Source organism: Aquabacterium sp. (genome assembly GCF_016195855.1).
GTDB lineage: Bacteria > Pseudomonadota > Gammaproteobacteria > Burkholderiales > Burkholderiaceae_C > Aquabacterium.
This window is the reverse complement of sequence record NZ_JACPYU010000020.1, coordinates 99,772-114,379: the sequence shown is the minus strand read 5'-3', so window position 1 is coordinate 114,379 and position 14,608 is coordinate 99,772. Positions and strand designations below refer to the sequence as shown.

Below are 14,608 nucleotides of genomic sequence, written 5' to 3'. Positions count from 1 at the left end.
GAGATCAAGAAAACAGACCCTGATCTGAGTAGGGTGAGGTTCAGATGCGGTGAATCGCGATGGTGATGTGGCGGATCTCGAATACGATCCAGATCAAAAGAAATCCAGGGCGACACCTTTGTCGTGCGCCCAACCTCGATTGGCTTCAGACCATGCAACCGTCCTCGACTCCCAGGCTTGCCGTGGCCATCCCGGCTCACAACGAAGCGAAGTTCATCCAGCGCTGTCTCGACAGCATCCAGGCGTCTGCCGCCCTGGCATCGGTGCCGGTGGAGGTGGTCGTGGCGCTCAACCGCTGCACGGACCGGACCCAGGCGATGGCCGAAGCCATGGGGGCGCGCTGCGTGGTCAATGACACCCGGTGCATCGCCGCGGTGCGCAATGCGGCCGTGCGGGGCACGACGGCGCCCGCCGTGGTCACGCTCGATGCCGATAGCTGGATGGCCCCCGGTACGGTGTCGGCCATCCTGCGGCACGTGCACGACCCTCGCTATATCGGGGGTGGTACCTATATGTGGCCCGAACGCATGTCGCTGGGGATCTTCTTCAGCATGCTGGTGGTGGTGCCCTACGTGCTCAAGCGGGGGGTGTCGGCGGGGATGTTCTGGTTTCGTCGCGAAGACTTCGAGGCCGTTGGTGGCTTCGACGAAGCACTGATCAGCGTGGAGGACATCGACTTTGCCCTGCGTCTGCAGGCCCACGGGAGGCTTCAGGGAAAACGCTATGGCACGATCCGCCGCCACGGCATCACCACGTCCTGTCGCAAATTCGATACTTTTGGCGACTGGTACCTGTGGCACAACCCGCAATTGGTCAAGGAAATCTTCGAAGGCACCAACCGCCGGGCGGCAGATCACTTCTATTACGACGTGCGCCGTTGACCAAGGTCAATGGATTGTGGTGCGCAGACATCGTTAAGCTACGTATGGTTAGGGATGGACGCAAGATTTTGATTTGTAAAAATGCCTGACACACAGACGTGGCACGGCTGACCTGGTTCGAATGGGTTGGTTGGGGTTGCCCTCAACGTCACTCGGACCAACAAAATCATTCACTCTGGGAATAGTCATGAAGCCATTTGCTCCAGCACTCAGCCGCACATCGCGTCTGTATGCTTCCATCGGTCTGGTATCCATCGTGGGGCTGGGTCTGTCGGTGCAGTCGTCCGCCCAGGCCGCTGTCGTTTACCTTCCGTCCTGTTTCTCCTGCACACTGGATAGCACCCCTCCTGCGGGGGATGAGTGGGTGATCCAGGGGGCTTTTGTGCGTGTGGGCCTGGATGGCCTCAGCAGCCAGGGCGTGTTGACCAACAATGCAAGCTACTTCAGCAATGCCTACACCTTCGAGTCCTACGCGCGCCTGACGAACAACAAGTCGTTCACCAACACCGGGTCGCTTCACATCGTGGGTGTGAGCGCCGCGGTGTCGCTGGACAACGTGGGCAGCCTGACCAACAACGGCAAGATCAGGGCCGATGCGGTTGTGAACAACATGGCCGGAGCCAGGCTGACCAACAATGGGTCGTTCGAAGGGTATTCGGCACCCTTCAACAACAGCGGTAGCCTGATCAACAATGGCAGCTTCCGGCTGGTCTCCTCCACCTTGAACAACAACGTGGGGGCCACCCTTGACAACCGGGCTGATTTCCAGACCCTGGCCAACGCGACCATCAACAACAAGGGCACCTTGCGAAACCGCAGTGGCGCCACGCTCGGCACCTCTGGCGTCTTCAACACAGGCACCATCATCAATGAGTCCGGGGCGTCGATCAAGGCGGGCTACGGTTTCAACAATGCCGCTGGCAGCACGCTGATCAACCGCGGCACCATCACGGCCGTTGACAGCGTGTTCACCTTGGCGCAGGGCAGCAGCTACGACTTCACGGGCGGCACCTTCGTCAACAGCAGCGCGCAAGGGCGTCTGGTACTGAACCGGGACTTCGCTTTCGGCGAAGCCAAGGCCGGTGTGGTCAAGCTGGAGTACGGCAGCACCTTGCGCAACTACGCGCAACTGAAGGTGATCGCCGGCTACACCCAGGCTAACGACGGGTTCATCAGCAACTACGCTGGCGGTGTCCTGGATGTCAAGGGCACGCTCAACAGCGTGGGCTTGCAGAACATGGGCACGGTGACCAACTCCGGCGTGCTGGATGTTCGCGAATTCCTCTCCAACAGCGTGACCTTGACCAATACGGGCGTCTTGCGTGCTTCCACGGGCCAGGTGATCAACCTCAATGGCGCCACCTTGACCAACAAGGGTACGGTCGACGTGACCGCCAGCGGCATGCTGCAAAACGAAGGCACCGTGCTCAACCAGGGCAAGATCACCGTGGCGGGTACCTTCGTCAACAACGGCCTGGTGCAGGGCACCGGCAGCTTGCATCAAAGTGCTGGCCAGGTGGTCACCAATGGCAGCATGACAGTGGGCACCGCCTCCATCCAGGGGGGGCAACTGGCTGTGCAGACGGGCGGCTCGCTCAACGCGGCCCGCGTGACCATCGGTGCCAGTGGCGACCTGCTGGCGCAGGCCGGTACGGTGGCCATCAGCAGCAAGCTGACGGTGCAAGGGCACTACGGCAGTGAAGGCGCGAGCAACACCTTCAAGGACTTCGTGGTGGGCAGCACAGGCTGGGTCACGGCAGGTGCCGACACCTTCAACGTGTCGGGTAACTTTCTCAACGGCAGCTTGCAAGCGAACGCCTGGCACACCGATGAAGCCACCCTCCGCCTGGAAGGCAGCGGCACGCAGCAACTGGCACTGGCCGGTGCAGATCTGGGCGCAAGCCGCAGCGCCTACCAGAACAACTTTGCGTGGTCTGAACTGGTGCTGGGTTCCGCCAGCCAGTATGTGCTGACCGATGGCAATGGCGTCAGCGGTGGCGCCCTGTACGTGGGCCATATCCAGCTGGAAGGCGGCCTGTCTCAGCTGGCCTCGATCAACAGCCCCTTCAATGTCTACTATGACCCGACCGTGGCAGGCAACGCCTACCTTGGCGGCCAGACCTATGCCTTCGGCACGGGTGGTGGGCATCTGATTGCCGTTTCGGCACCTGTGCTGCCGCAGGCCACGGCCATGAGCATCGCCGGCGGCCCGACCGCCGTGCCCGAGCCCTCGGCCGTGCTGCTGACGGTCAGCGGTGCGATGGTGCTGCTGTGGCGCCGCAAGGTGAAATCCACCAAGGCTTGATGGCTTGTTGCCCTGAATGGGGTACGGTCGCACCAAGGGGCTTTCGAGCCCCTTTTCTTTTGCCTGGGCCCATCGTCCAGGGTGAGGCGGCCTCAGCTTGCCGTGCGGCGTGCCACCATCGCCGCGCTGATGCCGCCAATCTGGGTGGCGGTCAGGCGTGCCGCAAAAGGGTAGACCAGGTCTTCCTCGCGCTGGGCATGGGCCTGGTAGCGGTGGGCAAAGGCCTCGACGGTATCGGGTGCCGGGTGGGGCTGGCCCTCTGCCGTGGCCCTGAGCCAGGCCTGCAGGCTCTGCCAGAGGACGGCCAACTCGGTGTGCTCAGCTTCCAGTTGCGCCACGTGCTGATCCAGCTCACCGATGGCCAGTTGCCGCAATGCGGGAAACAGGTCCACCTCTTCGTCATCGTGGTGCAGCGGTGCGGCGATGTTGAAGTAACGCAGGATGGACTGCGCAGCCTCCTGGGCCTGCTTGTCCGGGCCCTTGGCGGCCAGGTGATCGCGCAGCCTGAGCGCCAGGCCGGCGAAGCGCCGCACCTTGTCGTGGCAGGCCATCAGCAACTCGATGGGGTCATCGATGCTGGGGGCAACGGGTTGAAGTGTCGGGCGCATGCCGTATTGTGATCACGACTGCAGCCTTGTGGTGATATCGCCAGGGACTAATCCTTCAGGTCGATAGGCAACCAGCGCCCGCCTGACTACAGTGCAGGCAAATTGCCCGTTTTCCCGTGGCAATGAGGCTGTGCAACATGAGCTCCCGCCTGATTGATTCCTTCCAGCGCCGCATTGATTACCTGCGCGTGTCCGTGACAGACCGCTGTGACCTGCGCTGTACCTACTGCATGCCCAAGGGCTTCAAAGGCTTCGAGGAGCCCGAGCACTGGCTGCGGCATGACGAAATGACCCGTCTGGTGGGCCTGTTCGTGGCCCAGGGCGTCAGCAAAGTGCGCCTGACGGGCGGCGAGCCTTTGCTGCGCCGCGGTGTGGCAGACCTGGCACGTGGCCTGACGGCGCTGCCGGGGCTCAAAGACCTGTCCGTGTCCAGCAATGGCACGCAACTGGCTCGCCATGCGCGCCCGCTGCTGGAGGCTGGCGTGCAGCGCCTGAACATCAGCCTCGACTCGCTGGATCGCGACTGCTTTGCGCGCATCACCGGGCGCGATTGCCTGGCGGACGTGCTGGATGGCCTGCGCGCCGCCCGCGCCGCCGGTTTCGATCCGATCAAGCTCAATATGGTCGTGCAGGCCGATGTGAACCTGGACGAAGTCCGGCGCATGGTGGCGTTTGCCATCGAGCAGGGCTTCGTGCTGCGCCTGATCGAGCCCATGCCCGTGGGCGAAACCGGGCAGGCGAGCAAGGGCGTGGACCTGTCCAGCCTGGGTGAGGACCTGGCCCGTGAGCACGGCCTGTTGCCACAGGTGCTGGGGCAGGGCGCAGGGCCTGCACGCTACTGGTGCACCAGCGATGGTGGCATGAGCCTGGGGGTGATCACGCCCATGTCCCGGCATTTTTGCGCGTCGTGCAACCGCGTTCGCCTGGGCGTGGACGGTACGCTGTACCTGTGCCTGGGGCAAAACGACCGGGTGCCACTGGGGCAGATGCTGCGTGCCGGCGCCAGCGACACCGAGCTGACCCAGGCCATCCTGGCTGGCATTGCCGCCAAACCCGAGCGGCACGAGTTCAACGAGCGCCCTCAGCAAATCGTGCGTTTCATGTCCCAGACGGGCGGATAGGCCCATGTGGCGGCCTGGCTTGATCAGGTTTTGCCCGGCGAGGGACAATGGGGTCCTTGAATCCGGGCATGGGCCTTGATGGAGCACAGGTGGCAGCCTCTTCGGACGACATTCAGCAACAGACAGACGGCGCAGACGCAGCAAGCAGTGACGCCCTGGATGCGCTTGGCAGCATGGGCGCGCGCATGGTCAGAAAGGGCTTGGCATCCAAGCTGCTGGCCATTGGCGGCGTCTTTCTGGTGCTGGCCCTGGCCTCCATCGGCCTGACGCTGTGGGTGACCTGGCAACTGGAGGGGGGCGCCGCGGCGGTGAACGAAGCCGGCCGCATGCGCATGCGCAGCTACCAGCTTGCCTTGAGCCTGCAGCACCCCACGGTCGAGCGTGCCGAGTTCCTGCACGACGTCCAGAAACGGCTCCAGGATTTCGAGGACAGCCTGACCCTGTTGCGCACCGGTGACCCGGGGCGCCCTTTGACCGTGCCTTGGGATGACGACACCCTGGCCGGCTTCAAAGGGGTGAACGAGGACTGGGCGGTGCTGCGGGCTCAGGCCCTGGAGATTGGGCGCGGTGCGCCGATTTCAGCCTCGCTGCGGGGCAATGTGGATGACTTCGTGGGGCGCATCGATGCCTTCGTGTCGGCCATCGAGCGGCACATTGCGCGCTGGACAGCCCTGTTGCACACCTTCCAGCTGGCCATGATGGCGCTGGCCGTGCTGAGCGCGCTGGCCATGCTGTATGCCGGCCATGTCGTGATCCTGGAGCCCATCGCGCGCCTGCAGCAGGGTTTGCGTCGCATCGAGCAAGGTGACTTTGCGACGCGTGTCACGGTTGAAACCGAGGACGAGCTGGGCGCTTTGGCGTCGGGCTTCAACAGCATGGCCGAGAACCTGCAGTCCCTCTATGACAACCTGGAGTTCAAGGTCAAGGAAAAGACGGCTGGCCTGGAGATCAAGCAGGCGCGGCTCAGCGCACTGTACGAAGTGGCCGCCTTCGTGGCCAAGGCCGACAAGCTGGAAATCCTGGCCCAGGGCTTCGCGCAGCAGATGCGCCGCATTGCCCATGCCGATGCGGTCGCCATCCGCTGGTCGGACGAGGCCAACGAGCGCTACGTGTTGCTGGCCAGCGACTGCCTGCCCAAGATCATGGCCGAGGATGAGCAATGCGTGCTCTCGGGCGATTGCCTGTGTGGCGCCCGGGTCGAGGCCGGCGGCTTGCCCGGCATCCGCGTGATCCCGATCCAGGACGCTGCGCGTGCGCTGACCAAGGCCTCGGCTGCCCAAACGGTCAAGGACCACTGTGAAAAGGCGGGCTACACCACGCTGGTCACCGTGCCTCTGGGGCTGCATCAGCGTGTGCTGGGCGAAGTCGAGCTCTTCTTCCGGGGCGACCCGCATTTCAGCGAAGAGGAGCGGGGCCTGTTCGAGGCCCTGGCCAGCCACCTGGCCGGTGCCATGGAAAGCCTGCGCGCAGCGGCGCTGGACCGCGAATCTGCCGTGGCGGCAGAGCGTCAGATGCTGGCCCAGGAGCTGCACGATTCCATTGCCCAGTCCCTGGCCTTCCTCAAGATCCAGATGCAGTTGCTGCGTGACGCCATGATGCGTGGCGATGACAAGGGCATCGAGGCCAGCATGAACGAGCTGGATGCCGGCGTGCGCGAGAGCTACAGCGATGTGCGTGAGTTGTTGTTGCACTTCCGCGTGCGCACGCATGCCGAAGACATCGAGCCCGCCCTGCGCGAGACCTTGTCCAAGTTCGAGCTCCAGTCCGGCTTGCGCGGCCACCTGACCTTGCACAGCCAGGGCCTGCCTTTGCCGCCCGATGTGCAGATCCAGGTGCTGCACATCGTGCAGGAGTGCTTGTCCAATGTGCGCAAGCACGCCCAGGCCACCCAGGTCTGGGTCGATGTGCAGACCCAGCCTGCGTGGTGCGTGTCCGTGTCCGACAATGGCTGTGGCTTCGATGTCGAGTCCGGCCCGCCTGACGATACTCACGTGGGCCTGCGCATCATGCGTGAACGCGCGCAACGCATTGGCGCCACTTTGACCTTCCAGTCGGCCCCGGACGGGACCCGCGTCGAGTTGCGCCTGCCCAAACTGTCAGCCAGCCCGAGCCACAGCCCCGCCAGCGCCGACACCTCCATGGACCTTGCTTCCACATGAATGACAACGTGACTGTTCGCCTGCTGGTGGTCGATGACCACAATCTTTTCCGCCGTGGCCTGATTGCCTTGCTGTCCCGTGACAGCCGCGTCAGCGTGATAGCCGAAGCGCGCGATGCGGGCGAGGCGCTGAAGATGGCGCAACTGCACCGCCCCGACGTCATCTTGCTGGACAACCACCTGCCCGGGGTGCACGGCGTGGATGCCTTGCCGCAGTTGTACGCGGCCGTGCCGCAGGTGCGGATCGTGATGCTGACCGTCAGCGAGGATGCTGATGACCTGGCGCAGGCCTTGTCTCGGGGTGCAGCAGGCTACCTGCTCAAGACCATCGAGGGCGACGCCCTGGTCGACGCGATCCTGCGTGTGCGGGCAGGGGAGTCCGTGGTGTCACCCGAGATGACCACCAAGCTGATTGCAGCCTACAGGCAGGCGCTCAGCTCGCCTGCGGATGGCGCTGTGCCGTCCGGCTCGACGGCCAACAACGACGTGACCGAGGCAGAGCCCACGGCAACGCGTGCGGATGCCCGTGGTGAAGAGCTGGCGGCCGGCATGTCCCGCCTGTCCCCGCGCGAGCGTGACATCCTGCGCGAAATTGCCCGCGGCGCCAGCAACAAGGAAATCGCCCGCACGCTGGACATCGCCGAGACCACGGTCAAGATCCACGTGCAGCACATCCTGCGCAAGCTCAACCTGACTTCGCGCGTGCAGGCGGCGGTGTTCGCCACCAGCCAGTCCAGGGACTGAGTCGGCAGGAAGACTGATCCAGATCAAGCTCCGGAGTGGGTACTACTCCCAACGGATGATGTCCATGTCCTAGAGAAGGATGTTCAGACAGGGCTGATTTTTTGACACTGCGAGGCATTGGAAAGGAGTTTCCCATGTCTACGCGAGGCAAAGCCTTATCTGTTCTGGGCGTCAGCACACTGGCCTTCACGGTGTGCTTCATGGTCTGGATGATGTTCGGGGTCATCGGTATCCCGATCAAGAAGTCGCTCGGTTTGAGCGCCACCCAATTCGGTCTGCTGACCGCGACGCCGGTGCTGACCGGCTCGCTGGTGCGCGTGCCCCTGGGGGTGTGGACCGACCGCTTCGGTGGCCGCATCGTGTTGTTCGTCACGATGTTGCTGTGTGTGCTGCCCATCTACCTGATGAGCTACGCCACGCAGTACTGGCACTTCCTGGTGCTGGGCCTGTTCGTGGGCTTGGCCGGTGGCTCCTTCTCGGTGGGCACCCCGTATGTGGCCCGCTGGTTCCCCAAGAATCAGCAAGGTTTCGCCATGGGGGTGTTCGGCGCGGGTAACTCCGGCGCGGCGGTCAACAAGTTCGTGGCGCCCGCCCTGGTGGTGGCCTTCGGCTGGACCATGGTGCCTCAGGTGTACGCCGCCGTGATGCTGGGCACCGCCCTGATCTTCTGGTTCGGCAGCCACTCTGACCCGGCTCACCTGGTGCAGTCCAAGGCCAGCTTCACCGAGCAGTTCAAGCAACTCAAGGACCCCCGCGTGCTCAAGTACTGCCAGTACTACAGCATCGTGTTCGGTGGCTATGTGGGCCTGAGCCTGTGGATGGTGCAGTACTACGTGGGCGAGTACGGCCTGGACATCCGCGTGGCCGCCTTGCTGGCAGCCTGCTTCTCGCTGCCTGGCGGCGTGTTGCGCGCGATCGGTGGTTACCTGTCTGACAAGCACGGCGCACACAAGGTCACCTGGTGGGTGCTGTGGGCCAGCTGGATCTGCCTGTTCATCCTGAGCTACCCGCAGACCGACTTCTCCATCAACACCGTCAACGGCGTGAAGACCTTCCACCTCGGTTTGAACGTCTATGCCTTCACGGCCCTGATGTTCGCCCTGGGCATCGCGTTCGCCTTCGGCAAGGCCAGCGTCTTCAAGTACATCAGCGATGACTACCCCACCAACATCGGTGCCATCTCCGGCATCGTGGGGCTGGCCGGCGGCATGGGCGGCTTCATCCTGCCCATCATCTTCGGCTTCCTGCTGGACCTGACCGGTGTCCGCTCCAGCGCCTTCATGTTCCTCTACGGCGTGGTCTGGGTCTCCTTGATCTGGATGTACCGCACCGAAGTCCGCTCTCGTGACGTGCTGGGTGGTGAACCCCAGGGCGCCCTCGTTGGCAGCCGCGCCTGAATCACCGCATCACCTTGAACAAGGACAACATCATGGCAAGCACAACTGTGTCGTCAGGGCCGGCCAAGCCGGGTAGCACCCTGACCATCTGGACCCCGGAGGACAAGTCCTTCTGGGAGGCCGAGGGGCAGGCGATCGCCAAGCTCAATCTGTGGATCTCGGTGCCCGCACTGTTCCTGGCCTTTGCGGTCTGGCAACTGTGGAGCGTGGCGGCCGTCAACCTGCCGCTGCTGGGCTTCAAGTACACGACCAACCAGCTGTTCTGGCTCGCATCGGCGCCCGCGCTGTCGGGCGCGACGCTGCGCATCTTCTACTCCTTCATGGTGCCGGTCTTCGGTGGCCGTCGCTGGACGGCCATCTCGACCGCTTCCTTGCTGATCCCGGCCATCGGTATCGGCATGGCCATTCAGGATCCGAGCACGCCGTATCCCACCATGCTGATCCTGGCGCTGCTGTGCGGCCTGGGTGGCGGCAACTTCAGCTCCTCGATGTCCAACATCAGCTTCTTCTTCCCGAAGGAGCGCAAGGGCTCGGCCTTGGGCGTGAACGCTGGCCTGGGCAACCTTGGCGTGTCGGTGGTGCAGTTCCTCAGCCCCATCATCATCTCCGTGGGTGTGTTTGGTGTGTTCGGTGGCGAATCGCAGCAGATCATCAACAAGGCCGGCGCCCACGTTGAAATCTGGGCGCAGAACGCCGCCTTCGTGTGGGTGCCCTGGATCGTCATCGCTACCTTGGCAGCCTGGTTCTTCATGAACGACATCGCGGACGCCAAGGCCTCGTTTGCCACGCAAGCTGCCATCTTCCGCAACAAGCACAACTGGCTGATGTGCATCCTGTACCTGGGTACCTTCGGCTCCTTCATCGGTTATGCCGCTGGTTTCCCGCTGCTGATCAAGTCTCAGTTCAAGGACGTGAACCCCCTGGCCTACGCCTGGATCGGCCCCCTGGTTGGTGCGCTGATTCGCCCTGTGGGTGGCTGGCTGGCTGACAAGCTGGGTGGTGCCCGCGTGACCTACTGGAACTTCATCGTCATGGCCTGCGCCGTGGTGGGTGTGTTGTTCTTCCTGCCCAAGGGCAGCCACAGCGCCTTCGCCCTGCCTTGGGGCCCCGAGGCAGGCAACTTCACCGGCTTCTTCCTGATGTTCCTGGTGTTGTTCCTGACCACCGGCATCGGCAACGGTTCGACCTTCCGCATGATCCCCGTGATCTTCATGAACCTCAAGACCAAGGGTGTGGCCCGCAATGACGAAGCCGGCATGAACGCCGCCATCAAGGAAGCCAACACCGAAGCCGCCGCCGTGCTGGGCTTCACCGGCGCCTTTGCTGCCTACGGTGGCTTCTTCATCCCCAAGAGCTATGGCACCTCGATCGCCGCCACCGGTGGCCCCGAAGCCGCCCTGTTGACCTTCATCGTCTTCTATCTGCTGTGCATCGTGACCACCTGGTGGTTCTACGCCCGTGAGCACGCCGAACAACCTTGCTGATGTCTTGTTGCCTGATCGGCATCTGGAGTAAGAAAAAATGAGTCACTTTCTGGACAAACTGACCTTCTTCGCACAGCCCAAGGAGGGCTTTGCAGACGGTCACGGTGTCACCACGGGCGAAGACCGTACGTGGGAAGACGCTTACCGCAACCGCTGGCAGCACGACAAGATCGTGCGCTCCACCCACGGTGTGAACTGCACGGGCTCCTGCTCGTGGAAGGTTTACGTCAAGGGCGGTATCGTGACCTGGGAAACCCAGCAAACCGATTACCCGCGGACCCGCGACGACCTGCCCAACCACGAGCCCCGCGGTTGCGCACGTGGCGCCAGTTACTCCTGGTACCTGTACAGCGCCAACCGCGTCAAGCACCCCATGGTGCGCGGTGAGCTGCTCAAGCACTGGCGCTCGGCCCGCACCGTGGCCAAGTCGCCTGTGGATGCCTGGGCTGCGCTGATGAGCAACCCTGACACCCGTCGCAGCTGGCAGAAGGAGCGTGGCCTGGGTGGCTTTGTTCGCTCCACCTGGGACGAGGTCAACGAGATCGTGGCAGCCTCCAACGTCTACACGATCAAGCAATACGGCCCTGACCGCATCATCGGTTTCTCGCCGATCCCGGCCATGTCCATGATCAGCTATGCAGCGGGCAGCCGCTACCTGAGCCTGATCGGCGGTGTGTGCATGTCCTTCTACGACTGGTACTGCGATTTGCCGCCTGCCAGCCCGCAGATCTGGGGCGAGCAGACCGACGTGCCTGAATCGGCCGACTGGTACAACTCCACCTTCATCATGGCCTGGGGCTCGAACGTGCCTCAGACCCGTACCCCGGACGCCCACTTCTTCACCGAGGTACGCTACAAGGGCGCCAAGACGGTCGCCGTCACGCCCGACTACTCGGAAGTGGCCAAGCTGGCCGACATCTGGATGCACCCCAAGCAGGGCACCGATGCCGCCGTGGCCATGGCCATGGGCCACGTGATCCTCAAGGAGTTCTACTTCGGCGAAGGCGAGAAGCGCCGCAGCGCCTACTTCGACGACTACGCACGCCGCTACACCGACCTGCCCATGCTGGTCATGCTCGAAGAGCAGGACACCCCGGCAGGCAAGGCCCTGGTACCGGGCCGCTATCTGCGCGCCAGCGACATGACCGGCGACCTGGCCACCGGCACCAATCCAGAATGGAAGACGCTGGCCTACGACGCACAAGGCGCCATCGTGCAGCCCAATGGCTCGATCGGCTTCCGTTGGGGTGCCGATGGCCGCGCCGACCAAGGCAAGTGGAACCTGGAAAACAAGGAAGCCGTGGGCGACCGTCAGGTCGACCTGAAGCTGTCGGTGCTGGAAGACGCGACCAAGGCGGAAGTGCTGCCTGCCGACGTCAACAAGGTGGCCTTCCCGTACTTCGGTGGCATCGAAACCCCGAACTTCCAGCACAACAAGCAAAGCGACATCCTGTTGCGCAACGTGCCCATGAAGCGCGTGACGATTCAGGACAAGGGCCAGGCACGTGAAGTGTGGGTGGCCACCGTGTTCGACCTGCAAGTGGCCAGCTATGGCGTCCACCGCGGCCTGAAGGACGCGCAGGGCACGCTGGTGGACGACGGCGCCAAGTCGTACGACGACAACGTGCCTTACACCCCCGCCTGGCAAGAGCAGATCACCGGGTCGCCTCGCGAGCAGGTGCTCACTGTGGCCCGCCAGTTCGCCGACAACGCCGACAAGACCAAGGGCAAGTCCATGGTCATCATCGGCGCGGCCATGAACCACTGGTACCACTGCGACATGAACTACCGCGGCATCATCAACATGCTGATGATGTGCGGCTGTATCGGCCAATCGGGTGGCGGCTGGGCGCACTATGTGGGCCAGGAAAAGCTGCGCCCGCAAACCGGCTGGACGGCGCTGGCCTTCGCGCTGGACTGGTCGCGCCCCCCGCGTCAACAGAACTCCACCAGCTTCTTCTATGCGCACACCGACCAGTGGCGCTATGAAAAGCTGGGCGTGGGCGAAGTGCTCTCGCCCCTGGCCGACAAGGCCAAGTACGGCGGCAGCATGATCGACTACAACGTGCGCGCCGAGCGCATGGGCTGGTTGCCTTCTGCGCCGCAGCTTGAAACCAACCCGCTCAAGGTGGTCCAGGATGCGCAAGCCAAGGGCATGGATGCCAAGGACTACGTCGTCAGCGCGCTGAAGGATGGCTCGCTCAAGCTGTCGTGCAACGACCCGGACAATCCTGTCAACTGGCCACGCAATATGTTCGTGTGGCGCTCCAACATCCTGGGCTCATCGGGCAAGGGGCATGAGTATTTCCTCAAGCACCTGCTGGGCACCACCAATGGTGTGCAAGGCAAGGACCTTGGTAGCCAAGACGCGAAGCCTCAAGAGGTCAAGTGGCACGATCAGGCGCCGGAAGGCAAGCTGGACCTGCTGGTCACGCTGGACTTCCGCATGAGCACCACCTGTCTGTACTCGGACATCGTGCTGCCCACGGCCACCTGGTACGAGAAGAACGACCTCAACACCTCCGACATGCACCCCTTCATCCATCCGCTGTCCGCAGCGGTGGACCCGGCCTGGGAAGCGCGTTCCGACTGGGAGATCTACAAGGGCTTTGCCCAGAAGTTTTCCGAAGTCTGCGTGGGCCATCTCGGCACGGAGAAGGAAGTCGTCATGAACCCGATCATGCACGACACGGCCGCCGAAATGGCGCAGCCCTTCGGTGTGCAGGATTGGCAGCGTGGCGAGATCGACCTGATCCCCGGCAAGACGGCGCCTCAGATCTTCGTGGTCGAGCGGGACTACCCCAACACCTACAAGCGCTTCACCTCCCTGGGCCCGCTGATGAACAAGCTGGGCAATGGCGGCAAGGGCATCGGTTGGGATACCAAGGACGAAGTCAAGGCCCTGGGCGAGCTCAATGGCCTGGTGCGGGAAGAGGGCGTCAGCCAAGGCATGCCCAAGATCGTGTCGGACATCGACGCCACCGAAGTGGTGCTGATGCTGGCCCCCGAGACCAACGGCCATGTGGCGGTCAAGGCCTGGGAGGCCCTGTCCAAGCAAACTGGCCGTGAGCATGCTCACCTGGCCTTGCACCGCGAAGACGAGAAGATCCGCTATCGCGACATCCAGGCGCAGCCGCGCAAGATCATCTCTTCGCCGACCTGGTCTGGCCTGGAAAGCGAGAAGGTCTCGTACAACGCCGGCTACACCAACGTGCATGAGCTGATTCCATGGCGCACCCTGACCGGTCGTCAGCAGTTCTACATGGATCACCCATGGATGATTGCGTTCGGCGAAGGCTTCGTGTCCTATCGCCCCCCCGTGGACTTGAAGACCCTGGACGACGTCCACAACCTCAAGCCCAACGGCAACAAGGAAATCGCACTGAACTTCATCACGCCGCACCAGAAGTGGGGCATTCACTCGACCTACACGGACAACCTGTTGATGCTCACGCTCAACCGCGGTGGCCCCGTGATCTGGCTGAGCGAGGATGACGCGAAGAAGGCCGGCATCGTCGACAACGACTGGGTCGAGCTGTTCAACACCAACGGGGCGATCGCTGCCCGTGCGGTGGTGAGCCAGCGCGTCAACCCCGGCATGGTCCTGATGTACCACGCTCAGGAAAAGATCATCAACACGCCGGGTTCGGAGATCACTGGCACACGCGGTGGCATCCACAACTCGGTGACCCGTGTGGTGCTCAAGCCCACACACATGATCGGTGGGTACGCGCAGTTCAGCTACGGCTTCAACTACTACGGCACGATCGGCACCAACCGCGATGAATTCGTGGTGGTGCGCAAGATGAACAAGGTCGACTGGCTGGACGGTGAAGAGACCGCCGGCAACAGCTCGCAAGGAGTGCATGCATGACCCCCCAAGCTCACATTCGTTCGCTCCCCCCCGTGG

General features: G+C 63.2%; 9 protein-coding genes. 8 read left to right on the top strand and 1 reads right to left on the bottom strand.

The window, feature by feature from the left end; all coding sequences use genetic code 11:
* The first annotated feature begins 152 nt into the window (after positions 1-152).
* Both HY019_RS17345 and HY019_RS17340 read left to right on the top strand, forming a co-directional pair.
* Complete coding sequence (locus tag HY019_RS17345; protein WP_290694621.1) at positions 153-881, top strand: glycosyltransferase; 729 nt, start codon at positions 153-155, stop codon at positions 879-881.
* A gap of 187 nt (positions 882-1,068) precedes the next feature.
* Entirely contained in the window at positions 1,069-3,186 is a 2,118-nt protein-coding gene (locus HY019_RS17340) for a PEP-CTERM sorting domain-containing protein (RefSeq protein ID WP_290694620.1), read from the top strand.
* 92 nt (positions 3,187-3,278) lie between these two features.
* Here HY019_RS17340 and HY019_RS17335 read toward each other — a convergent pair whose 3' ends face one another.
* Complete coding sequence (locus HY019_RS17335; RefSeq protein WP_290694619.1) at positions 3,279-3,794, bottom strand: hemerythrin domain-containing protein; 516 nt, start codon at positions 3,792-3,794, stop codon at positions 3,279-3,281.
* A 137-nt stretch (positions 3,795-3,931) separates the two neighbouring features.
* Between HY019_RS17335 and moaA the strand changes: the two genes are divergently transcribed.
* The 6 genes from moaA to HY019_RS17305 all read left to right on the top strand — a co-directional run bounded on the left by moaA (position 3,932) and on the right by HY019_RS17305 (position 14,572).
* Positions 3,932-4,915 carry a GTP 3',8-cyclase MoaA gene (gene moaA, locus HY019_RS17330; RefSeq protein ID WP_290694617.1) on the top strand — a complete coding sequence of 328 codons (984 nt, stop codon included), beginning with the start codon at positions 3,932-3,934 and terminating at the stop codon, positions 4,913-4,915.
* Between the two features lie 89 nt (positions 4,916-5,004).
* Positions 5,005-7,074, top strand: a complete 2,070-nt coding sequence (locus tag HY019_RS17325; protein WP_290694615.1) for a type IV pili methyl-accepting chemotaxis transducer N-terminal domain-containing protein — start codon at positions 5,005-5,007, stop codon at positions 7,072-7,074.
* Positions 7,071-7,817 (top strand): response regulator, encoded by a 747-nt coding sequence (locus tag HY019_RS17320; protein ID WP_290694613.1) that lies wholly within the window; start codon positions 7,071-7,073, stop codon positions 7,815-7,817. The genes HY019_RS17325 and HY019_RS17320 overlap by 4 nt, the downstream gene beginning before the upstream one ends.
* 134 nt (positions 7,818-7,951) lie before the next feature.
* A complete protein-coding gene (locus HY019_RS17315) occupies positions 7,952-9,214 on the top strand; it encodes a nitrate/nitrite transporter (protein ID WP_290694611.1) in 1,263 nt (420 codons plus the stop codon).
* A 32-nt stretch (positions 9,215-9,246) separates the two neighbouring features.
* Entirely contained in the window at positions 9,247-10,698 is a 1,452-nt protein-coding gene (locus HY019_RS17310) for a NarK family nitrate/nitrite MFS transporter (protein ID WP_290694609.1), read from the top strand.
* A 37-nt stretch (positions 10,699-10,735) separates the two neighbouring features.
* A complete protein-coding gene (locus HY019_RS17305) occupies positions 10,736-14,572 on the top strand; it encodes a nitrate reductase subunit alpha (protein ID WP_290694608.1) in 3,837 nt (1,278 codons plus the stop codon).
* The last annotated feature ends 36 nt before the right edge of the window (positions 14,573-14,608 follow it).

Bases quoted from the DNA above. Each gene is read 5' to 3' on its own strand.
- HY019_RS17345 (WP_290694621.1), top strand. From the start codon at position 153: ATGCAACCGTCCTCGACTCCCAGGCTTGCCGTGGCCATCCCGGCTCAC.
- HY019_RS17340 (WP_290694620.1), top strand. From the start codon at position 1,069: ATGAAGCCATTTGCTCCAGCACTCAGCCGCACATCGCGTCTGTATGCT.
- HY019_RS17335 (WP_290694619.1), bottom strand. From the start codon at position 3,794: ATGCGCCCGACACTTCAACCCGTTGCCCCCAGCATCGATGACCCCATC.
- moaA (WP_290694617.1), top strand. From the start codon at position 3,932: ATGAGCTCCCGCCTGATTGATTCCTTCCAGCGCCGCATTGATTACCTG.
- HY019_RS17320 (WP_290694613.1), top strand. From the start codon at position 7,071: ATGAATGACAACGTGACTGTTCGCCTGCTGGTGGTCGATGACCACAAT.
- HY019_RS17315 (WP_290694611.1), top strand. From the start codon at position 7,952: ATGTCTACGCGAGGCAAAGCCTTATCTGTTCTGGGCGTCAGCACACTG.
- HY019_RS17310 (WP_290694609.1), top strand. From the start codon at position 9,247: ATGGCAAGCACAACTGTGTCGTCAGGGCCGGCCAAGCCGGGTAGCACC.
- HY019_RS17305 (WP_290694608.1), top strand. From the start codon at position 10,736: ATGAGTCACTTTCTGGACAAACTGACCTTCTTCGCACAGCCCAAGGAG.